Source organism: Novosphingobium kalidii (assembly GCF_040534015.1).
Lineage (GTDB): Bacteria > Pseudomonadota > Alphaproteobacteria > Sphingomonadales > Sphingomonadaceae > Novosphingobium > Novosphingobium kalidii.
In genome coordinates this window covers 179,688-198,806 of the sequence record NZ_JBEWLY010000008.1, presented here as the reverse complement: position 1 = coordinate 198,806, position 19,119 = coordinate 179,688, and the positions used below count along the sequence as shown (strand labels likewise).

Sequence of the window (19,119 nt, the reverse complement as noted above, 5' to 3'; positions counted from 1 at the left end):
ACGGGTTCTACGCGCTCGCCCGGTTCAGCTCAGAACTCGGGCGAGCGCGACGAACTCGGCGACCGTCAGCGTCTCGGCACGCCGCTGAGCGTCAATCCCTAGTGTTGCGAGCGCCTCGAGTGCGCCGGGCAAGCCTTTCAGGCTCTGGCGCAGCATCTTACGCCTCTGGCCGAACGCCGCCTCCGTGACGCGCTCAAGCATCCGCATCGACACCCCTGCCGGAACTTCTGCCGGCTCCACGTGGACGATCGCAGACATCACCTTGGGGGGCGGCGTGAAGGCGCTGCGATGAACCTTCATCGCCAGTTTTGCGCGCGAGCGCCACTGTGCCAGAACGGCAAGACGGCCATAAGCGCTGGTGTCAGGCGCTGAAACAATCCTGCGTGCGACTTCCTCCTGGAACATGAGCGTCAGCGACGTCCATTGTGGTGGCCAAGCCTCCCCGGAGAGCCACCCTGTAAACAACGCTGTGCCGACGTTGTAAGGCAAGTTAGCGACAACGGCATAAGGGCCGTCGAATAGCGTGGCGGGATCGATCTTGAGTGCATCTCCCTGGATGACGCGCAGGCGCCCAGGGAAAGCCTCCTCGACTTCGGCGAGAGCCGGCATGCAGCGACGATCCATCTCGATCGCGGTCACATGGGCGCCGGCGCGTAGCAAGGCCCGCGTGAGGCCTCCGGGGCCGGGACCGACTTCTAGAACGTGGCGACCCTCCAGCGGCCCGGGAACAGCGGCGATGCGGTCGAGCAATCGCTCGTCAAAGAGGAAGTTCTGCCCAAGCGCTTTGCTGGCGGAGAGGCCGTGTCGTGCGATCACTTCGCGCAAGGGAGGGAGGGGGAGGGTCATCGCTCCCGCCGGTAAGAGGCGCACTCGCCAGCCATTCGCAGCGCGGCGATAGTGGCGCCAGCACTCGCTTGTCCTGTTCCAGCAATACCGAACGCGGTCCCGTGATCGGGTGAGGTGCGCACGATCGGCAGGCCCAAGGTCACGTTCACGCCTTGGTCGAAATCAAGCGTCTTGATCGGTATCAGCGCTTGATCGTGGTACATGCAGACCGCCACGTCGTAGCGGCCACGCTCGTGTGCTGCGAAGAGGGCGTCTGCGGGATGAGGGCCGCTGACGGCAAAACCATCCTGCCGGAGCAAGTCGAGTGCCGGCCCGATCACGCGTTGCTCTTCGGTGCCCATCCGCCCATCCTCCCCGGCATGCGGGTTGAGCCCGGTGACGGCAATGCGCGGCTGCTCCACGCCAAAGTCGCGTCTCAGCGAGGCGGCGACTACGCGTATTCGACTCACGATGAGATCAATGGAAAGCAAGCTCGGGACATCGGCCAGGGCGGTATGCACGGTGAGCGGCACCGTCCGGAGCGACGGACCGGCCAGCATCATGACGGCGGCCTTACGCGATGTGCCGCTTGCGTCTGCCACAAACTCGGTCTGTCCCGGTTGCGTGAAGCCGTGACGAGCCATGTGTGACTTGGCGATCGGTCCAGTTACGATGGCGCTCGCTTCATGGCGGACAGCCAGCGCGGCGGCCTGGGTGAGCGACGCCAAGGCGAACCGCGCGCCTTGTTCGTCTGGCTCGCCGGGGCGGTACTCTGCGTCATGCCCTCCCAGGACCGGCAACCCGCGCGAGAAAGCTTCCGCAGCCTCCGACGGGTGAGCGATCGCAGTTACACGGAGGGACAAACCTCGGCGTTCGGCGGCGCTAGCCAACACACTGGCGCCTCCGGAAGCGAAGAACGGCAGCAGCCGTTCGCTCTCCCGCCGAGTCCAAGCCTCGGCGACGAGCTCGGGCCCGACCCCGGCCGGATCGCCGAGCGATACCGCAATCGGCGCCAGCCGCGTCACAGACCGCTCAGTTGTATTCGATCACCGCATCGCGGCGAAGGTCACGCAGGTACATCTGCGCGCGCTTGTTGATGCGGTCGTCCTCGAGCTGCGACATCAACTGCTCAAAGTTCGGGCCTGATGCGCTCACCGCATCGTCGCGCCCGCACAGCATCAGAACGCGCACACCCTCGGAGATAGAGCCGAACGGCGGCGAGGTTTCACCAACATTGAGCGACAGGACGGCATTCTGCAAAGGCCCGGGAAGATCGCGCGCACGAACCTGATCGTTGGCGACGACCTGAGCACCCAGCTTTGCGGCGACTTCATCGACGGCGCCGCATCCCTTCGCGCCCGCCATTGCCTGCGCGAACGTCTTGGCCTTTGCGGTTGCTTGCGCTTCGCTAGTCCCCGAAGGGAAGCTGATCGACACCTGCTTCAGCGCCAGCACCGCGTCACGCGGGTCGGCGGTGAGAACCTTGCGCCGATCAATCATATAGATGATCGAGAAACCGCCGGGCACGGCAACGGGGCCCACGAGTTGCCCGGTGTCGAGATCGCTGGCGACTTGGGCAAGCTCATTGGGCAGCTGCGCGAGCCGAATCCAGCCGAGATCACCGCCCACGGCTGCCGTAGACGCCTGCGAATACTGGCGCGCGTAAGCGACGAAGCTGCCCCCCTGACGCAGTTGATCGACGATGCGTCTCGCGTTCTCGAGAACCTGCTGCTGGTCCTCCTGATTTGCTGCGAGATAAATCTCGCCGATGCGATACTCGTCGGTCCCCTTGGCTGCCTCCAGGCGGTTCATCACCTCTCGCACTTCATCTTCGGACACGTTGACGAAGGGCGCAACGTTACGGCTGAGCAGGCGCTGCCAGGACAGTTCGCCGCGGATCTGCCGCTTGAGCGAAGCGGGCGAGGAACCGACGCGCTGCAGATAGTCGTCCATCGCGCCGGGATTCTGGCCGAAGTTCTGCGCGGCGACGCGAGCATACGTCTGGTCGATTTCTTCCTGCCTGACCTGAATATCAGCGGCCGCCGCGGCCTGGATCTGCAGCGTTTCATCGATGAGGTTGCGGAGCACCTGCAGTCTCAGCCGCGCGCGCTCTTCTTCGCTCACCTTGTTCTCGTTCGCTGCGAGGATCAGTGCGAGACGATGATCGACGTCGGTGCCGGTGACTACGGAGCCATTCACCACCGCGGTGGCGCGGCGCAGATTGGGATTGTTCTCCGTGAAGATCTTGATGTTCTCGGGGATCGTGATCTCCCCTTGCGCATCGTTCTGTGCCACGACAGCCGGACCAACGAGCACGCTCGCGAGCCCGGCAATCGTAAGGGACCCGGTCCTCAAGCCATTCCAGATGCTGGTTTTCACCTTGTCTTCAATCCCGTCCTGGGCCGCATCGCGGCCTGATCCGTAAGCATCGCTCGTGCTGAAAAAGTGCCCCGCACGTCCGATCCCCGTCGATGGAGCAGCGCGGCTTAACCGAAAATGAGCATGGCGGATAGCGCCATTGCAAGCTTCTCGGGCCTTGCCGCTGATGAAAGAGTAAGCTCCGCCGTTAGCGGAAGCCCAGGTTCTTAAGCGCGAAGTGGATCTGGAACGAGTTACCGCGCCGCGCGTCGCCCGTGGCCTGATAATCGCGCCGCCAGGTGAGGGAAAGTTCAATGCAGTCATCCTCGTAAGCCGCGCCGATCCGGGTGCGCAGAGGCTGGAAGCCATCGGACCCGTAAATGGGATCGTCCTGGATCCTGGTCAGGTTGACGACGGCGGAGCCGAAAACCGACCAGTAATCGGCAAAGCCCGCCCGTCCCGCCAACCGAACTTCCTCGCGGTCGCGCAAGTCTCCGAGGTTGGGGGAAATATCACGGTTCAGTCGGGTATAGCCCGCTTCGATGTAAGTTCGTATAGAGCCGACTGTCGCGTCGATCTCGTTACGGCGAACGGCGAAGCTGTCTTTGTCCACTCGGTAGCGGTGGGTGACGCTGACGAAATCCCGATAGCGCACTTCGGTGCGGCCGACGATGTCCGAAACCTTGTTCGATAGCCCGGTGCCATCGGGCAGGATCGAGTCCTGGTTGCTCAGACGGATGGACTGGCCGACGTTCGCCTTAACGCGCCAGCGCGGCCGTTCGAACTGCCAGTCGACACCGTACGTGAACCGCACCCCGTCCTCGACCCGGTCGTACCCAGGGAACCGATTGAGGGCGAACAGATTGCTGTCCTCCAGGTCGACCGCGCGCGCATCCTCGTTCGGGATTTCAAGGTTGGGCGTGTCGGGGGTGGCAACCAGTTGAACACGCGGCGTAAGCACTTGCGTGCCGCCAAAGATGGTGCCCACCAGCGGCCATCTTACGTCCACGGCCGCCGTGGCGATGCCCCGGCCTTGCCACCCCTCTTCGCCTCGATAGAGATCGACCGTGGTCAGCTCGTTGTCGCTGGAGTGGTAGACGTCGCCGCGCAGCAGGCCGGTCACCGTCACCTCCTGACCCCATTCCGTCAGTCGCCGCAGCGACCATTGCGTCCGTGCGAATGCCCGTTGTGTGTCCTGTCCGTCGGCGCGGGTCAGCGCCAATGTGTTTAACTGCGTCTCTATCGTGCCGCCCAGCAACGGGTCGGCAAAGCGATGGCGGTAATCGATCAGCGGGAAGGCGACCGGGATCTGGCCCTGCGATACTCCCCTGCGCATCGTCTGTGTGCTCCAGCCTGAGATAGAGAGGTAACTGTCCCGATCGATCCGCTCGACCTCGATCATGGACCGCAGCCGGTCGTCGCGGCTGATATCGTAGCGGCGCAAGAACGTGCGGTCGGTGGCACGCCGGATGGATGCAGTCAGGCTCCAGATCGGGTCGAACTGCAGCTTGCCGTTCGCGAAGATGTAGCCGCGAAAGTCGCTTTCTGACCCGGTCGCGCCGCCCGCGATGGGAATACGGCTGCTTGCGGTGGCGTAGCCGGTGATTTGATACGCGCCCTTTTCGGTCAGTGCACGGTATTGGCCCGAAATCATCGGCGCGGCTTCTGTAAAGATGTGGGCAGTGGCTGTAAGATCGCGATTCTTTGCGATCTGCCAGTAATAGGATCCGGCCACCTCAAGGCCGTTAGAAGGGGACGACCGGATATCCGGCACCAGGAGGCCGGAAACCGATCCACCTTCCGTCGAGATACGCAGCCCTGGGAGGGGAAGCTGGATGAGGTTGAAGACTTCCAGCCGGGCGCCCCGGAAGGTTATCCGCCCCGCCGTATCGTCGTATACCACTTCGCGGGCCGTCACTCGCCAACTGGGCTCTTTGGGGCAACCTTCGGCGTCTTCGACGGCGCAGCCGGTGTAGGCCGCCGACGTGAGGATGACGTTCCCGTTGTCTATCCGCCGTCCTTGCGCAGCGGCGAGCCGCCCGCCCTGGCGCATCGCGATCAGCAGGTGTTCCATCGCACCGGTCTTGAGCTCGTCAGTCAGTTCGACGCGGTCGGTAAAGAGCTGATTGCCGTTCTCGTCGACGAGGCGGACGTTCCCGCTGGCGACGATCTGCCCGGTCTCCTGATTCCAGTTGACGGTGTCCGCGCGGACGGACTGGTCGTCGCGACGCAGGACTACGTTCCCAATCGCCGTCACCTCTTCGGAGTTCTGCGCGTACTCGACCTTGTCCGCGGCAAACGCGATCGGGATCTCGTCGCCGGACGCCGGGGGCGGCGCAGGGGGCATGGCCGAGGCCGGCTCGTCGGGAAGTGGCCTGGCGATGTCCTGTGCCCACGTCTGCGTAGGCAGGGTAAGGGCGATGAGACCGGCCGTTAGCGTGCTCAGCGGGAGCGGGCGCAAGCAGCGGGACGGGGCTTGCGGCGGAGACGACAGAGCTGGGGGCATGGCTTGCCTATCGCACCGCCCGTGCCTAACTGCAATCCGCCGCTGAGGTGAACTGCAGCTTTGTGATGCACAGCGGTAAGCCGGTCAGCCCGATACGATTTCCCAAGGAGAGCGCATGAAGATCCAGTTCCTCGACGCGAGCGAGACGCCCGGTACCGGCATTATCGTCCGCCCTGTCAACCAGGACGCTGTGCCTGCGGAGCTGGAGGCGGTCTTGGTCGAGGGTGCCAGGCAGTCGCGCTTCACCGGCAAGTCCGGGCAACTGTTCGAGGGATTTGTCGAACGAGACGGCAAGGTGCAGCGTGTGGCGCTCGTGGGGCTAGGCAAGGCCGACGCCGATGAGCGAACTTCCTTTGCGGAGCAGGCCGGCGCGGCTGTCGCCGCCAAGTACCTGACATCTGGAGAGACGGCGTTGGCAGTGGACCTGAAGGGGTCGGGTCTTGACGCCGGTGACACTGCTGCCTTCTTGCTCGGTGCGCGCCTGCGCACGTGGCGGTTCGATGCGTATCGCACCAAATTGGGTGAAGACAAGAAGCCGAGCCTGAGCGAGATCGCCGTGATCGGGGCTCCCGAAGGCGTTGCTGCAGAGTGGGCCGTGGAGGAGGCGGTCGCCATCGGCGCCGAGTTCACCCGCGAGCTGGTTACCGAGCCCGCCAACGTCATTTATCCTGGGAGCTTCGTGGAACGTTGCCGCGCACGCATGGAAGGCACCGGGCTTGAGATCCGTGCGCTGGGCGAAGCCGAGATGCGGGAACTCGGCATGGGTTCCCTGCTGGGCGTGGCTCAGGGGTCCGAACGGGCGCCGAGCCTGCTGGTGATGGAATGGAAGGGCGGCGAGGCAGGGGCCAAGCCGATCGCGTTTGTCGGCAAGGGAGTGACCTTCGACACCGGCGGCATCAGCCTTAAGCCACCGGCTGGCATGGAAGACATGAAGTGGGACATGGGCGGCGCAGGCGCCGTCGCCGGAACCATGCTCACGCTGGCGTTGCGAAAGGCCAAGGCGAATGTGATCGGCGTCTGCGGTCTGGTTGAGAACATGCCCGACGGAAAGGCCCAGCGACCTGGCGATGTCGTCACTTCGATGTCGGGCCAGACGATCGAAGTCATCAACACCGACGCCGAGGGCCGTCTGGTATTGTGCGATGCCCTGACCTGGGTGCAACGTGAATACACGCCGACGCGTATCGTCGATCTCGCCACCCTGACTGGGGCGATCATCGGCTCGCTCGCGCACGAATATGCTGGCCTGTTCTCAAACAACGATGCGCTGGCCGCCGATCTCGCCGCTGCGGGGGAGGCCACGAACGAGAAGCTCTGGCGTTTCCCCATGGGTCCCGCTTACGACAAGCAGCTCGACAGCCCGATTGCGGACATGAAGAACGTCGGCTCGAGATTCGGCGGCTCCATCACGGCGGCGCAGTTCCTCAAGCGCTTCATCGAGAACGACACGCCTTGGGCGCACCTCGACATTGCGGGAACTGTCTGGGCCGACAAGCCAGGAGCTACTTGGGACAAGGGTGCGACCGGCTTTGGCGTACGCCTGCTCGACCGCTTCGTGCGCGATACGATCGAGAGCTGAGGCGGTCTCGTAGCAGCTGTGTCTCGCGTCGACTTTTATCAGCTTTCCCGAGATCCGGTTGAGCGCGCGTTGCCATTGCTTGCGCGCGCGACGCTCAAAGCGGGGGAGCGGATGCTGGTGGTGTCCGGCGATGAGGCGCAGCTCGGCCGAATTGGCGAGGGGCTCTGGTCTTTGCCGGACACGTTCCTCGCCAATGGACGCGCTGGGCAGCCGCACCAGGACCGTCAGCCCATTTTGCTCTCCGATGAGATCGAGCCCGCCAACGGCGCACGCTTCCTTGCTCTGGCCGACGGTATCTGGCGGGAGGGAGCACCGGGCTTCGCACGCACTTTCCTGATGTTCGATGACACCACAGTGTCGGCCGCGCGCGATGTCTGGCGAATGTTGCGCTCGCGCGAAGAAACAGAGCGTCACTTCTGGAAACAGGAAGGTGGGCGCTGGATCGAAGCGGGGTAGGCTCGCCTTGCGGGACTTCGCTTTCCCGGCTAGTGGCGCGCGCAACCTGAACAAACGATCCTTCGCAAGGAACTCTGCAAATGGCGACTACCCGCACCTTCTCGATCATCAAGCCCGACGCCACGCGCCGCAACCTGACCGGCGCCGTCACCAAGATGTTGGAGGAAGCCGGCCTGCGCGTCGTCGCATCCAAGCGCATCCAGATGACGAAAGAGCAGGCCGAAGGCTTCTATGGCGTGCACAAGGAGCGTCCCTTCTTCAACGATCTGGTCTCATTCATGACTTCGGGTCCGGTGGTCGTTCAGGTGCTTGAGGGCGAAGACGCCGTAAAGCGCAACCGCGACGTCATGGGCGCAACCAACCCTGAGCAGGCTGCCGAAGGCACCATCCGTAAGGCTCTCGCTGAAAGCATCGAGGCCAATACGGTTCACGGCTCAGACTCAGAAGAGAACGCCAAGATCGAGATCGACTTCTTCTTCAAACCCGACGAAATCGTCGGCTGAACCTTCGAAAGGTTCGGATAATCAGAAGGCCGCTCCGTGAGGGCGGCCTTTTGTATTTGGTGCCGCGCATATCACTCGGTTATTCTGGACCAAAGGAGATAGTGGATGGAAGGCATGGGGGACGCAGGCGAGACCTGCCCGTTCGAATTCAACTTCGATCCCGCGACCTTCAAGGTTGGTGACACCGTCAGCTACCGTGTCACCGGAAGCCTCGACGGCTTTCCCTTCGCGGGCACCTTGCTTGAAGTGCACGACGATTATGTCGTCATTGCGGGTGACCTGAACGATCCTGACGTCCGCTACAAGGGTACGCGTGAGAGCCGACCGGTTGTGGATCAGTCCCAGGTCTGACTGGGAACTGGATGGAGGCGCGCGCCTATCCCAATCGCCTCGATTGAGCCGTGCGCCCAAATCAGTTGCCGCGGAGATACGCGGCTGGAAGTACCGAGCCTCACGCTTTCCTCAGCGGCGGGCACTGCAATCCAACGCGTACGCTCGCGCGCTCCCGCAATCAGTCCAGCGGAGTCTCACGTCTTACCAGGGTCGCAAGGCAACGCGCATAGAGCTGATGCTCCGCAATCAGCACGCGCGCCCCGAGCGTGTCGGCCGTATCTCCCGGCATGATGGCGACAGGTGTCTGACCCAGAATGGGCCCGCAATCGAGCTCATGCGTGACGAGGTGAACCGTTACCCCGCCATGGCTGTCTCCAGCCTGCAATGCCCGCTCGTGCGTGTGCAGCCCGGTGTACTTGGGCAGCAGCGAGGGGTGGATGTTGACCATGCGTCCCTGCCAACTCGCGACAAATCCAGCGGTCAGGATGCGCATGTACCCGGCGAGGGCCACCCATTGGGCACCGCTGGCGCGAATCGCCGCATCCATTGCGGCGTCGTGCTCCTCACGAGCCATGCCTTTATGAGACAAGGCAAATGTTGGAATGCCTTCTGCTTCGGCCAGACGAAGCCCGGAGGCGTCCGGTTTATTGCTGCCGACCAGCACCAACTCAAAAGGACAGTCGTCCGCTCTGCTTGCGTACAGCAGTGCAGCCATGTTGGTACCACTGCCGGAGATCAGCACGGCAATTTTCGCGCGCGGATGGCTCAAGCTGTCCGCTCCAAGCGGAACACCGTGTGCTCTTGGCACGTTTGCGTCTTCATGGTTGCTTCTCGCGTCTCGGCTTCAACCGCCGCTCCCTATGCGCTCGCCCTTGTTCGGGCAACCGGCTGATGGATGTGCCCTTCAGGCCCAAGCCCGAGGATGTGGCCTACTTGCGCAAGTTGGGCTGGACCATTCTCGTCGCGGCGGTCCTGCTGGTCATCTGGCGCACCTCTGATCTGCTGCTGCTGGCCTTTGGTTCGATACTGGGGGCCGTCATATTCCGCAGTGCGGGGCAACTGCTGCAGCAGATGGGGCTCAGAAGCTGGCGCCTCGCACTGGGGCTCGGCACCTTGCTGGTGCTCGCGCTGTTCGGAGCGATTGGCTATTTGCTGACGGTTCAGTTCGGCAGCGAGATCGCGGCGATGCTTGGCAACTTGCCCGGTACGCTGCGTTCAATTGAACAGGGGCTCTCGACCACTGCGGTGGGCAAAGCGCTCGTTCAGGCGATCGACGCTGCCTTTGGCGGAAGCAGACTTGCCGACGGTCTGGGCGATCTGGTTCGCGGTGCTGGCGAAATCATGCTCAACTTCATTCTCGTGGTCGTCGGCGCCATGTTCATTGCCGGAGACCCGCGTCCCTACCGCAATGCCGTCGTGCTGCTCACGCCGAAGGCTGCGCGTGCGACAATGGAGCGCGCCATTACCGAGATGACCTTTGCATTGCGGCTCTGGTTGAAAGCGAAGCTGATCACGATGCTCCTTATGGGCACGTTGATCGCGAGCTCGCTGTGGCTCGCCGGCCTCGATTCGTGGGCGGCGTTAGGCCTGCTTGGCGGCTTAAGCGAATTCGTCCCCTACGTTGGTCCAGCTGCGGCGATGGTGCCGGGTATCGGCCTCGCCGCCGCGGCCGGAGGCTCCACCTTGTGGCACACGGTGCTGGCTTATGCGGCGGTTCGCCTGATCGAGGCGTGGATGCTGACGCCCTTTATCAACCGCCGCGTCGTCAGCATTCCACCTGCGCTGACCTTGTTCACCATCCTTGGCGTGGGTGCCGTTTTCGGAGTCTACGGGGTATTCTTCGCAGGCGCCTTGCTGGTCGTCGCGTTCGTCGGCGTGCGGGAGTTCTACCTGCGCGACACGCTGGGGGAGGACATAGAGGGGGTCCCAGGCGGCATGGGCGAGGACAAGACGGCGGCCTAGGCCTTAAGCGTCGTGATCGGCGCTCCACGGTGCTCGGGCCGACCATGTCTCGGCGCGGCCGCTCACCGTGCAGCCGCGCTGGCCGCTGCGGATCTCGCCGACGCGCCAGACTGTCTCACCTGCTTCGGTCAACGCCTCCGCAACTGATTCGCTGTCTTCGGCTGCAACGGCAAGGATCATCCCGATGCCGCAGTTGAATGTGCGCGCCATTTCGCCAGGTTCGATGTTCCCTTGTGCCTGCAGGAAAGACATCAGCCGCGGCTGCTCCCAGGCGTCGGCATCCACATGCGCGCGCAAGCCCTTGGGCAGGACCCGAGGGATGTTCTCCAGCAGCCCCCCTCCGGTTATGTGGGCGAGTGCGTGAATCTTGCCGCCGCGGATCAGGGGCAGCAGGCTCTTCACGTAAATGCGCGTCGGCTCGATCAGAGCATCGATCAGCAGCAGTTCCGGATCGAACAGGGCAGGGCGGTCCAGCTTCCAGCCTTTGTCGGCCGCAAGGCGCCGCACCAGCGAGTAGCCGTTGGAGTGAACGCCTGAGGACGCGAGGCCTAGCAGAACGTCCCCCTCGGCCACTTTGTCGCCCGTCAACTGCTCGCCGCGTTCAACCGCACCGACGCAGAAGCCCGCGAGATCATAGTCTCCGGCCGCATACATCCCCGGCATTTCCGCCGTCTCACCCCCGATAAGCGCGCAACCTGCCATACGGCAGCCTTCGGCGATACCGGCGACGACTCGCTCTGCGATGCCGTTCTCCAGCTTGCCCGTCGCGAAATAGTCCAGAAAGAACAGCGGCTCGGCGCCCTGCACGATCAAGTCGTTGACGCACATGGCGACCAGGTCGATGCCGATCGCATCATGCCGGTCATAATCGATCGCCAGCTTCACCTTGGTGCCCACCCCGTCGTTCGCGGCGACGAGCAGGGGGTCCGAGAAGCCGGCGGCGCGCAGATCGAAGAAGCCGCCGAAGCCGCCGAGTTCGGCATCGGCACCCGGGCGTGCGGTTGCTTTCGCAAGTGGAGCAATCGCTCGGACGAGCGCGTTCCCGGCGGCAATCGAGACGCCGGCCTGCTCGTAGCTGTAGCGGGGCTGGTTCGGAGTTGAGGAGCTATCTTCGGACATCGTCGAGCGCCTAACGCTTTACTGCTTGGATTTCCATCTGCGTTTGGGCAAAAGGCCGGCGGTTTTGATGATGACCACGGCAATTCCCCACAAGAACCTGCGCAAACGGATCGCGGAAGCCGGCCCTCGGGCCAAGGCTGCGATTGTTATGTGCAGCTTCGCTACGCTTGCGCTCGCCGGATTCGGTGCAGCGCGCCTGACCGCCCAAGTCGAGGGAGATCGCGGCATCCCGCCGGTTGCGAACTCCGAAGACATTCAAGTCAACGGGATCGAAGTCGACGTCGCCGGCAAGAGCGGTGAGGAAGCCCGTATCGAGGGCTGGAAGCAAGCGCAGAAGACGGCCTGGGAAAAGCTGAATGGTCCGGTCATGTCCACCGAGGCGATTGACGCTATGGTGACCGCTGTCGTGATCGAGCGAGAGCAGATCGGGCCCCGCCGCTACGTCGCGCGGCTCGGCGTCGTCTTCGATCGCGCCAAGGCGGGGCAATACGTTGGTGGTGGTGAGGGCGGGGGCATGCAATCGGCCCCGATGCTGGTGTTACCGATCCTTTATTCCGGCGGAACGCGCCAGGTTTTTGAAGTTCGCACCGCCTGGCAAAAAGCTTGGGCCGAGTTCCAGGCTTCTGGAAGCCCCGTCGATTACGTGCGGCCCACTGGCCTTGGCGGCGAGTCGCTGATCCTGACCGCCGGGCAGCCGGGCCGTCGCAGCCGCCTCTGGTGGCGCAATATCCTTGATCAGTTCAACGCCGCTGATGTGGTGGTGCCAGTCGCCAAGCTTGAGCGGCAGTGGCCCGGTGGGCCCGTACGTGGCACGTTTACTGCGCGCTTCGGTCCCGACAACGAGGCGTTGGAGAGCTTTACGCTAACGGCTCGCGACGACGAGCACTTGCCGCAAATGCTGGCACAAGCGGTCGTGCGAATGGACGCAATCTATCGCGATGCCCTAATGCGCGGGCAACTCGTACCCGACCCTACGCTGATGAGCGGTAGCATCGCCTTCGATCAGGCACTCGGAGAGTTGCGCACGCGCCTCAAGGAGCGCGAGATTCGGACGGCGCCTCCACCGACGGCCCCTGCGCCTGCAGCCACGATTACATCTGAGCCCGTCCCTGCAGCGGAGATCCAGAACGTGACGGTGCAGTTCGTCTCGCCTGACGCAGCGGCGGTCGACGCGGCGCTCTCGGCCGTGCGGGGCGCGCCCGGCGTGCAGAATGCCCTGACCACGAGTCTTGCAATTGGTGGCACCTCCGTCATGCGAGTCTCTGTTGCTGGCGACACTGCGGCTCTGATCGCGGCGTTGCGGTCCCGGGGATGGCAGGTCGCCGCAAACGGTAACGTGCTCAGGATCAGTCGCTAGCCGCTGCGGTCGGATGCGTCAGATCGCACTACCGCTGAAGCCGTTGGAAAGCGGTGCGCCCCGAATCGTCATTGGCAACGCCAATGCTGCGGTGGTGGATGCTTTGACCGGTACGGAGACGTGGCCGTTTCACACCGCAGTGCTGGCGGGGCCGCGCCGTTCGGGCAAGTCGCTGCTGGCGCGCTGGTTCGTCGAGAGCGGCAAAGGCGAGGCGCTGGACGAGGCGGAGACGATGGACCCTGCAGAGGTGTTCCACCACTGGAATCGAGCGCAGCAAACCGGGCGCCCCTTGCTCATCGTGACCAACGCGGCTCCGGGCACGTGGCGGATTGCTCTTCCCGATCTCGCGTCTCGCCTGGGCTCCGCGCTGCACTTGGAAATAGGCACTCTCGATGACGCGATGCTCGCAGAACTGATTGCGTTGCACGGGGAGATGCGAGGTCTGGTACTCGACCAGGCTGCAACAGAATACCTTGTGCCGCGGTGCGAGCGTAGCCATCTGGGCGCAGAACGGCTGGTCGAGACGATCGATCGGCTCAGCTTGGAACGCAAGCAGGCCCCCACGCTGTCGATTTGGCGAGAAGCGCTGAGCGAGGCTATAGGGCACGGCAAGAATGGAACCTAACGCCCGAGGCTTGCGTTCCGCGGCGATAGGCAGGAGTATCAGGTGATGTTAAACCGGCTGATCCGCTACCTGGACTCCGTCGTCGCGCGCGACCCCGCGCCGCGATCACGTTGGGAAGTCTTGCTCTATCCCGGCGTGTGGGCGCTGTTCTGGCACAAGATCGCGCACCGTCTGTTCAAGGCACGGTTGTTCTTTCTTTCGCGCGCGATCAATCACATGTCGCGCATGTTCACCGCGATCGACATTCACCCCGGTGCAACGATCGGCAAAAACTTTTTCATCGACCATGGCTTCACCGTCATCGGCGAGACTGCAGTTATCGGTGACAACGTGACGATTTATCAGTGCGTCACACTGGGCGGCACCAACCCGACGAGTGGCAAGCCTGGCAAGCGTCACCCCACTTTGGAAGACAATGTGATCGTCGGCTCGGGCGCACAGATACTCGGGCCGATCACGGTTGGTCGCAGAGCCCGGATCGGCGCTAGCGCCGTTGTCACTGAGGACGTGCCGGAGGGGGCGACGATGATTGGGCTGAAGGCGCGCTCAACACTTGTCGCCGCAGAGACCTGGGCCAAGGACTTCATGCCCTACGGCACGCCATGCAAGGAGCCTTGCGAGCCTTCGGGAGTGCAGCGCGTGGAGCAGCTCGAGCAGGAGCTGGTTCGTCTGCGCGAGCAAGTAGAGGCGCTTGCAGCTCAGAGCACGGTACAGAGCGATACCGTGCAAGCCGCTTCGTCAGGCCTGACGGGAACCTGATCGGGAATGGCCGCAAGCACAGCCGGGCCAACCGGCGCCACCGTCATTGCTTTTCCTGGAGCTCGCCCGCAGCAAGTTGGGTTTGATCGGCTGGAGCTTCAGCGCATCCTCGATCTCTACGGTCGAATGGTCGCTGCCGGAATGTGGCGCGACTATGCCATGGACTTCGGCCGGGATGCCGCCAACTTCTCAGCTTTTCGCAGAGCCGCAGAACGCCCGCAAGCCAGGATTGAAAAACGACCCTCATTGCGTGGCAAGCAAGGCATGTGGACCCTTTTTGGCGAAGCAGGGCAGATCCTCAAGCGCGGGCACGAACTCGCCGGCGTGCTGGTTCCGCTAGAACGCAAGTTGCTCAAGATTGTCGACTAAGCGTCGGTCAGATCTTCGGAACCGAGCGCCCAAGCATCTCTAGCGTCCGATAGGACTGCTCCATTCCGTTCGCCACCGGGTGCCCCGGCTGCTGATCGGCAATGCGAGACCAAGCACTCGCCACGCCCTCTGCCGTCCGCTCGTCTTCCGGCAAGAGGATGCCGTCGGCCATTGTCACCCAGCTGCCCTGGAAGACGCCTCCGCCCGCGCCGAGGATGGCGCCGTCAGGTGCGCTATCGCTAACGAGGAAGACGGCCGCAGGCGTGACGTTCTCAACCCCGAAAACCTTGTAAGCGTCGTCGGGGAAGATGTCCTCCGTCATCCGGGTGCCGGCAGCGGGTGCAATGCAATTTACGCGAATGCCGTACTTCGCGCCCTCGAGTCGCAGCGTCTGCGCCAGACCGACGATGCCGAGCTTGGCGGCTGCGTAGTTTGCCTGACCGAAGTTGCCGCCCAGACCAGCCGATGATGTGGTCATTAGCACGCGTCCGTAGTGTTGCTCGCGCATCACGTTCCAAACGGCCTTCGTGGCGTAGGCGGTGCCAAGCAGGTGGACGCGGATCACCATTTCGAAGTCCGCCGGGTCCATCTTTGCGAACGTGCGGTCTCTCAGGATGCCGGCGTTGTTGATGAGGATATGGATTGCGCCCCAGGTCTCCACGGCACAGGCAGCCATGGCCTCCATCTGCGCGAAGTCGGAAACGTCGCCGCCGTCAGCAATCGCCTCGCCTCCGGCAGCGCGAATCTCCTCCACTACCTGCATCGCGGCCTGCGAACTGCCTGTGCCATCGCGCGCGCTGCCCAGATCGTTCACAACTATCTTGGCACCGCGGCGTGCCAGTTCCAGTGCATAGGCACGGCCCAAGCCATTTCCGGCACCCGTCACAATGGCGACGCGATCGGCAAAATCGATGTTCATGCATCAGCGATGACATGCGCTTGCGAGCCATTCAATCGCAAAGCAACGGAAAGGGCGCGGGTGACTTGCCCCGAATCAAAGGCGGGACCATATGCGCCTTACCTCCCCCCCGCCCGTGAATGCGAAAGGTCCGAGCGATGAAAGTGCGCGTCTATGTCAGCCTCAAGCCCGGTGTACTCGACCCGCAGGGCCGCGCTATCCATCACTCGCTGGAGGGCCTGGGGTTCTCAGGCGTCAACAATGTTCGGGCCGGGCGTTTGATCGAGCTCGATGTCGACGACGGCGTCTCGGACGAAGCCCTCGATGAGATGTGCCGCAAGCTGCTCGCGAACATGGTAATCGAGAACTATCGTGTAGAGAAGGTGGCGGCATGAGCGACTTTCGCGCAGCGGTCATCACCTTCCCCGGGTCCAATTGCGACAGGGACATGGCGACTGCGCTGGAGACAATCTCCGGCGCAGCTCCCATTCGCGTCTGGCACGGCGATGCCGAGTTGCCTGAGCGGCTCGACTTCATCGCGCTGCCCGGTGGCTTTTCTTACGGCGATTACCTGCGGTGCGGGGCAATCGCCTCGCGATCTCCGGTCATGCAAGCTGTAGTCGAGGCCGCAAACCGCGGCGTCCCCGTACTCGGCGTATGCAACGGCTTTCAGGTGCTGACAGAGAGCGGTCTGCTTCCGGGTGCGCTGCTGCGCAATTCGGGCATTCGTTTTGTCTGCCGAGAAGTCGCTCTCAAGGTTGAGAATGCCGACTCGCTGTTCACGAGTGGATATGAAGCGGGACAGATCGTTCGCATTCCCGTCGCTCATCACGACGGTAACTACTACGCTGACGATGCCACACTCGACCGGCTTGAGGGTGAGGGCAGGGTGGCATTCCGCTATGCCGACGAGATAAACGGCTCGGCTCGTGCAATTGCCGGGCTGCTTAACGGTGCAGGGAACGTGCTCGGCATGATGCCGCACCCCGAGCGGGCGATCGAGGCAGCACAAGGCGGCAGCGACGGACGGGCCATGTTTGAAAGCGCGATGCGCGGTCTCGTCGGGGCCTGATCGGCAGAAAGCGCGGATCAGCCAGTGCTGGAAAGGCGGCTGTCGAACAGCTCCAGCGCGTCCGAGGCGGGCATCGGATATCCGAAGTAGAAGCCTTGAATCTTGTTGCAGCCCAAGCTTCGTGCGACGTCCAATTCTGCAATGGTCTCGACGCCTTCGGCGGTGGTCGAGATCCCGAGGCTGTTTGCCATCGCCACGACAGCGCGGATGATTGCCAGACACTCGGAGTTCCCGACCGCTGCGCCCTGGACGAAGCTGCGATCCACCTTGATCGTGGAGAAGTGCAGTTCCCGCAGATACCCAAGGGACGAGTAGCCCGTCCCGAAATCGTCGAGCGCGACTGTGCAGCCGAGCGCCATAATCTCCTCAAGCGCGGTTCGCGCAAGATTTGCGTCGCGCAGGAAGATGCTCTCGGTCACCTCGATCTCGAGCCGCTGCGGAGTGAGCCCACTGTCTGAGAGCGCACGAACTATCACTGCGGAGAAGTTCGGGTCCAGCAGTTGCTCGCCCGACACGTTGACGGCGATCCGCACGGCATCTGGCCAGCGGATCGCTTCCAGGCAAGCTTTACGAAGGACCCATTCCCCAATCGGGATCACCAGCCGTGTGTCTTCAGCCACGGGAACGAACTTGCTGGGGCTCACCAGCCCGTGCTGTGCGTTGTTCCAGCGCAGGAGCGCCTCCAGCCCCACGATGCGCTCGTGCTGAGCGTCGACAACCGGTTGGTACTCCAGTTCAAACTCGTTCGCCTGCAGTGCTGTGCGTAAGGCGGCCTCAAGTTGGCGGCGCTCTTCCGCCACAGCGTGCAGCGACGGTTCATAGGTGAAGTGCGCATTTCCGCCGGCATCCTTGGCACGGTAGAGTGCCAGATCAGCGCTGCGCATCAGGGTCTCGCCGTTGGCACCGTCGCGCGGGCCCAGAGCGGAGCCGACCGATGCGCCTACGAAGAGCATATGGGGTTCGATGCCGTAAGGCTGCGACAACTCGTCGATGATCCGCTGTGCCGTGATCGCCACATCGGCGGCGTCACCTACATTGTCGATGACCACGGCGAACTCATCGCCGCCCAGCCGGCAGCACGTCTGGTTCTCAATCATCTGTCCGCGTAGCCGCTCCGAAACGTGTGCGAGGAGCTGGTCTCCCACCTGGTGTCCCAGCGTGTCGTTCACTGTCTTGAACCGATCCAGGTCGATCATTAGGAAGGCGCATGTGGTTCCGCGTTCTCTGGCTTGCTCCAGCGCCTTGCCCAGTACCTCGGTCAGCATCAGGCGGTTTGGCAAACCGGTGAGCGTGTCGTAGCGCGCGAGGTAAGCAATTTTCTCCGAGCTTAGACGAGCAGCGGTCACGTCTGAGCCCACCCCCCGGAAGCCCGCGAACCGCCCGTACTCGTCGGTTTTTGGGGTTCCCGAGAGTTCCCACCAGCGAGGCGTGTCACCGATCGTGACCTGCACCAGTAAGTCAGAGAAGCTTTCCCGACGGTTCAGTCGCTCTGCCAGATCAATAAGACTCGCGTGAACGGCGACGGGGTTCTTGCCCTCTCCAGCCAGCAGCGCCAGAAAGTATTGACCCTCAGCCTCCTGCGGTTCCCGAGCGAGCGCATAGGCGAAACGCCGTGACGCCGATCGCACCCGCCTGGTAGTGTCGATTTCCCACAACCAGTCTGCGTCGCTGTCCTCGAACTCCCGCAGCAGAAGCGACACCACCTCCTCGTTTTCCTGCAGGACCGCAAGCGCCCGCTTTGCGGTTCTATAGCGTCGGCCGCTCTGCACGATGCCGGCCGCGCTCAGTAGGGCGAACGCAATGGCGGTGGCGCCCATTCCGAACTGTCCGCTGGCGAGGAACGTCGCGATGTGCAGAGCGCTCAGCGTGCCCGCGAGCAAGATGGAGAAGCTCGGGCTACCCGGCAGGAGCATCCCTGAGGCGGCGATGAGAAATGCGCTCACAGCCCAGAGTTGCACTTGCAGCTCGAGATTCCCGACCTCGGCGACCATCCACACAAGCGTTGACCAGGTGCAGACGTTCAGACCCGACGCAATGATATACGGTCGGAACAGGCGTGGAACTCGCCTTCGTCTATTCGCCTCCAGTCCGCGCTCGAGCTTAAGGATGCAGATCAGCGTGGTGGCAAGCAGCACCGTCCAGCCGAGCAGAAGGGAGACCGGAAGATATCGGTTCAGGACACAGATGGCCGCGGAAGCTGCCGCGCATTGGATCACCGTTCTGTTCAGGATCGCCGCGCGGATACCATCGCCCCGCAACTCCTCGAAATCTCGCCGATATTCCTCTCCGACGCGGCACAGCTGCCGAGTCGCTGGGCGAGCGGGGTATGCAGGGGAAGAGGGACGCTTGGCTGGCACCAGCAGCTTCTACTCGCCCTCAGGTTAGTGGCAGGTAAAGG

At 63.2% G+C, this 19,119-nt stretch carries 18 protein-coding genes and 1 pseudogene; 11 read left to right on the top strand and 8 right to left on the bottom strand.

From position 1 onward, the window contains the following. Positions 1 to 24: 24 nt before the first annotated feature. From rsmA to ABVV53_RS04090, 4 genes are all read right to left on the bottom strand, one after another. On the bottom strand, positions 25 to 846 hold the full coding sequence (gene rsmA, locus ABVV53_RS04105; protein ID WP_353983115.1) for a 16S rRNA (adenine(1518)-N(6)/adenine(1519)-N(6))-dimethyltransferase RsmA: 822 nt from the start codon (positions 844 to 846) through the stop codon (positions 25 to 27). Further along, a complete protein-coding gene (pdxA, locus tag ABVV53_RS04100; RefSeq protein WP_353983114.1) occupies positions 843 to 1,850 on the bottom strand; it encodes a 4-hydroxythreonine-4-phosphate dehydrogenase PdxA in 1,008 nt (335 codons plus the stop codon). The genes rsmA and pdxA overlap by 4 nt, the downstream gene beginning before the upstream one ends. A gap of 7 nt (positions 1,851 to 1,857) precedes the next feature. Further along, a complete protein-coding gene (locus ABVV53_RS04095; RefSeq protein WP_419956749.1) occupies positions 1,858 to 3,159 on the bottom strand; it encodes a peptidylprolyl isomerase in 1,302 nt (433 codons plus the stop codon). Positions 3,160 to 3,391: 232 nt separating this feature from the next. Then, on the bottom strand, positions 3,392 to 5,689 hold the full coding sequence (locus tag ABVV53_RS04090; protein ID WP_353983113.1) for an LPS-assembly protein LptD: 2,298 nt from the start codon (positions 5,687 to 5,689) through the stop codon (positions 3,392 to 3,394). A gap of 115 nt (positions 5,690 to 5,804) precedes the next feature. Here ABVV53_RS04090 and ABVV53_RS04085 point away from each other — a divergent pair, with 115 nt between their 5' ends. The 4 genes from ABVV53_RS04085 (at position 5,805) to ABVV53_RS04070 (ending at position 8,578) form a co-directional block, all read left to right on the top strand. Beyond that, positions 5,805 to 7,268: a leucyl aminopeptidase gene (locus tag ABVV53_RS04085; RefSeq protein WP_353983112.1), complete on the top strand. Its 1,464-nt coding sequence runs from the start codon at positions 5,805 to 5,807 to the stop codon at positions 7,266 to 7,268. Between the two features lie 18 nt (positions 7,269 to 7,286). Beyond that, the gene (locus ABVV53_RS04080; protein ID WP_353983111.1) at positions 7,287 to 7,724 is read left to right on the top strand and encodes a DNA polymerase III subunit chi; all 438 of its coding nucleotides are present in this window, start codon (positions 7,287 to 7,289) and stop codon (positions 7,722 to 7,724) included. Positions 7,725 to 7,804: 80 nt separating this feature from the next. Continuing rightward, complete coding sequence (gene ndk / locus ABVV53_RS04075; protein ID WP_353983110.1) at positions 7,805 to 8,227, top strand: nucleoside-diphosphate kinase; 423 nt, start codon at positions 7,805 to 7,807, stop codon at positions 8,225 to 8,227. A gap of 105 nt (positions 8,228 to 8,332) precedes the next feature. Further along, positions 8,333 to 8,578 (top strand): hypothetical protein, encoded by a 246-nt coding sequence (locus ABVV53_RS04070; protein ID WP_353983109.1) that lies wholly within the window; start codon positions 8,333 to 8,335, stop codon positions 8,576 to 8,578. 163 nt (positions 8,579 to 8,741) lie between these two features. On the opposite strand, the pseudogene purN reads toward ABVV53_RS04070, so the two are convergent. Beyond that, positions 8,742 to 9,275 (bottom strand): annotated as a pseudogene (gene purN, locus ABVV53_RS04065) (phosphoribosylglycinamide formyltransferase); the annotation flags it as partial. A gap of 176 nt (positions 9,276 to 9,451) precedes the next feature. Between purN and ABVV53_RS04060 the strand changes: the two are divergent. After that, complete coding sequence (locus ABVV53_RS04060) at positions 9,452 to 10,522, top strand: AI-2E family transporter (RefSeq protein WP_353983107.1); 1,071 nt, start codon at positions 9,452 to 9,454, stop codon at positions 10,520 to 10,522. 3 nt (positions 10,523 to 10,525) lie between these two features. On the opposite strand, the gene purM is transcribed toward ABVV53_RS04060, so the two are convergent. Beyond that, positions 10,526 to 11,641 carry a phosphoribosylformylglycinamidine cyclo-ligase gene (gene purM / locus ABVV53_RS04055; protein WP_353983106.1) on the bottom strand — a complete coding sequence of 372 codons (1,116 nt, stop codon included), beginning with the start codon at positions 11,639 to 11,641 and terminating at the stop codon, positions 10,526 to 10,528. A 70-nt stretch (positions 11,642 to 11,711) separates the two neighbouring features. Between purM and ABVV53_RS04050 the strand changes: the two genes are divergently transcribed. Genes ABVV53_RS04050 through ABVV53_RS04035 form a run of 4 tightly spaced genes read left to right on the top strand, consistent with a single transcriptional unit; the run spans position 11,712 to position 14,751 of the window. Further along, on the top strand, positions 11,712 to 12,998 hold the full coding sequence (locus ABVV53_RS04050) for a heavy-metal-associated domain-containing protein (protein ID WP_419956748.1): 1,287 nt from the start codon (positions 11,712 to 11,714) through the stop codon (positions 12,996 to 12,998). 13 nt (positions 12,999 to 13,011) lie between these two features. Continuing rightward, positions 13,012 to 13,623, top strand: a complete 612-nt coding sequence (locus tag ABVV53_RS04045; protein WP_353983102.1) for a P-loop NTPase family protein — start codon at positions 13,012 to 13,014, stop codon at positions 13,621 to 13,623. 45 nt (positions 13,624 to 13,668) lie between these two features. After that, positions 13,669 to 14,382 (top strand): serine O-acetyltransferase EpsC, encoded by a 714-nt coding sequence (gene epsC / locus ABVV53_RS04040; protein WP_353983100.1) that lies wholly within the window; start codon positions 13,669 to 13,671, stop codon positions 14,380 to 14,382. Positions 14,383 to 14,388: 6 nt separating this feature from the next. After that, a complete protein-coding gene (locus tag ABVV53_RS04035; protein WP_353983098.1) occupies positions 14,389 to 14,751 on the top strand; it encodes a DUF2794 domain-containing protein in 363 nt (120 codons plus the stop codon). A gap of 7 nt (positions 14,752 to 14,758) precedes the next feature. Here the strand turns inward: ABVV53_RS04035 and ABVV53_RS04030 are convergent, their stop codons facing one another. Then, positions 14,759 to 15,670 carry an SDR family NAD(P)-dependent oxidoreductase gene (locus tag ABVV53_RS04030; RefSeq protein ID WP_353983096.1) on the bottom strand — a complete coding sequence of 304 codons (912 nt, stop codon included), beginning with the start codon at positions 15,668 to 15,670 and terminating at the stop codon, positions 14,759 to 14,761. Positions 15,671 to 15,807: 137 nt separating this feature from the next. Here ABVV53_RS04030 and purS point away from each other — a divergent pair, with 137 nt between their 5' ends. Both purS and purQ read left to right on the top strand, forming a co-directional pair. Next, positions 15,808 to 16,044, top strand: coding sequence for a phosphoribosylformylglycinamidine synthase subunit PurS (gene purS, locus ABVV53_RS04025; RefSeq protein WP_353983094.1), 237 nt, complete (start codon positions 15,808 to 15,810; stop codon positions 16,042 to 16,044). Further along, positions 16,041 to 16,721 (top strand): phosphoribosylformylglycinamidine synthase subunit PurQ, encoded by a 681-nt coding sequence (gene purQ, locus ABVV53_RS04020; RefSeq protein WP_353983092.1) that lies wholly within the window; start codon positions 16,041 to 16,043, stop codon positions 16,719 to 16,721. Before purS ends, purQ begins: the two co-directional genes overlap by 4 nt. A gap of 17 nt (positions 16,722 to 16,738) precedes the next feature. Here the strand turns inward: purQ and ABVV53_RS04015 are convergent, their stop codons facing one another. After that, positions 16,739 to 19,078, bottom strand: coding sequence for a putative bifunctional diguanylate cyclase/phosphodiesterase (locus ABVV53_RS04015; protein ID WP_353983090.1), 2,340 nt, complete (start codon positions 19,076 to 19,078; stop codon positions 16,739 to 16,741). Between the last annotated feature and the right edge of the window lie 41 nt (positions 19,079 to 19,119).

What these genes read in the sequence shown, in the direction of transcription:
- rsmA (WP_353983115.1), bottom strand. Translation starts at nt 846, where the DNA reads ATGACCCTCCCCCTCCCTCCCTTGCGCGAAGTGATCGCACGACACGGC.
- ABVV53_RS04090 (WP_353983113.1), bottom strand. Translation starts at nt 5,689, where the DNA reads ATGCCCCCAGCTCTGTCGTCTCCGCCGCAAGCCCCGTCCCGCTGCTTG.
- ABVV53_RS04085 (WP_353983112.1), top strand. Translation starts at nt 5,805, where the DNA reads ATGAAGATCCAGTTCCTCGACGCGAGCGAGACGCCCGGTACCGGCATT.
- ndk (WP_353983110.1), top strand. Translation starts at nt 7,805, where the DNA reads ATGGCGACTACCCGCACCTTCTCGATCATCAAGCCCGACGCCACGCGC.
- ABVV53_RS04070 (WP_353983109.1), top strand. Translation starts at nt 8,333, where the DNA reads ATGGAAGGCATGGGGGACGCAGGCGAGACCTGCCCGTTCGAATTCAAC.
- ABVV53_RS04060 (WP_353983107.1), top strand. Translation starts at nt 9,452, where the DNA reads ATGGATGTGCCCTTCAGGCCCAAGCCCGAGGATGTGGCCTACTTGCGC.
- purM (WP_353983106.1), bottom strand. Translation starts at nt 11,641, where the DNA reads ATGTCCGAAGATAGCTCCTCAACTCCGAACCAGCCCCGCTACAGCTAC.
- ABVV53_RS04050 (WP_419956748.1), top strand. Translation starts at nt 11,712, where the DNA reads ATGACCACGGCAATTCCCCACAAGAACCTGCGCAAACGGATCGCGGAA.
- ABVV53_RS04045 (WP_353983102.1), top strand. Translation starts at nt 13,012, where the DNA reads ATGCGTCAGATCGCACTACCGCTGAAGCCGTTGGAAAGCGGTGCGCCC.
- epsC (WP_353983100.1), top strand. Translation starts at nt 13,669, where the DNA reads ATGTTAAACCGGCTGATCCGCTACCTGGACTCCGTCGTCGCGCGCGAC.
- ABVV53_RS04035 (WP_353983098.1), top strand. Translation starts at nt 14,389, where the DNA reads ATGGCCGCAAGCACAGCCGGGCCAACCGGCGCCACCGTCATTGCTTTT.
- ABVV53_RS04030 (WP_353983096.1), bottom strand. Translation starts at nt 15,670, where the DNA reads ATGAACATCGATTTTGCCGATCGCGTCGCCATTGTGACGGGTGCCGGA.
- purS (WP_353983094.1), top strand. Translation starts at nt 15,808, where the DNA reads ATGAAAGTGCGCGTCTATGTCAGCCTCAAGCCCGGTGTACTCGACCCG.
- purQ (WP_353983092.1), top strand. Translation starts at nt 16,041, where the DNA reads ATGAGCGACTTTCGCGCAGCGGTCATCACCTTCCCCGGGTCCAATTGC.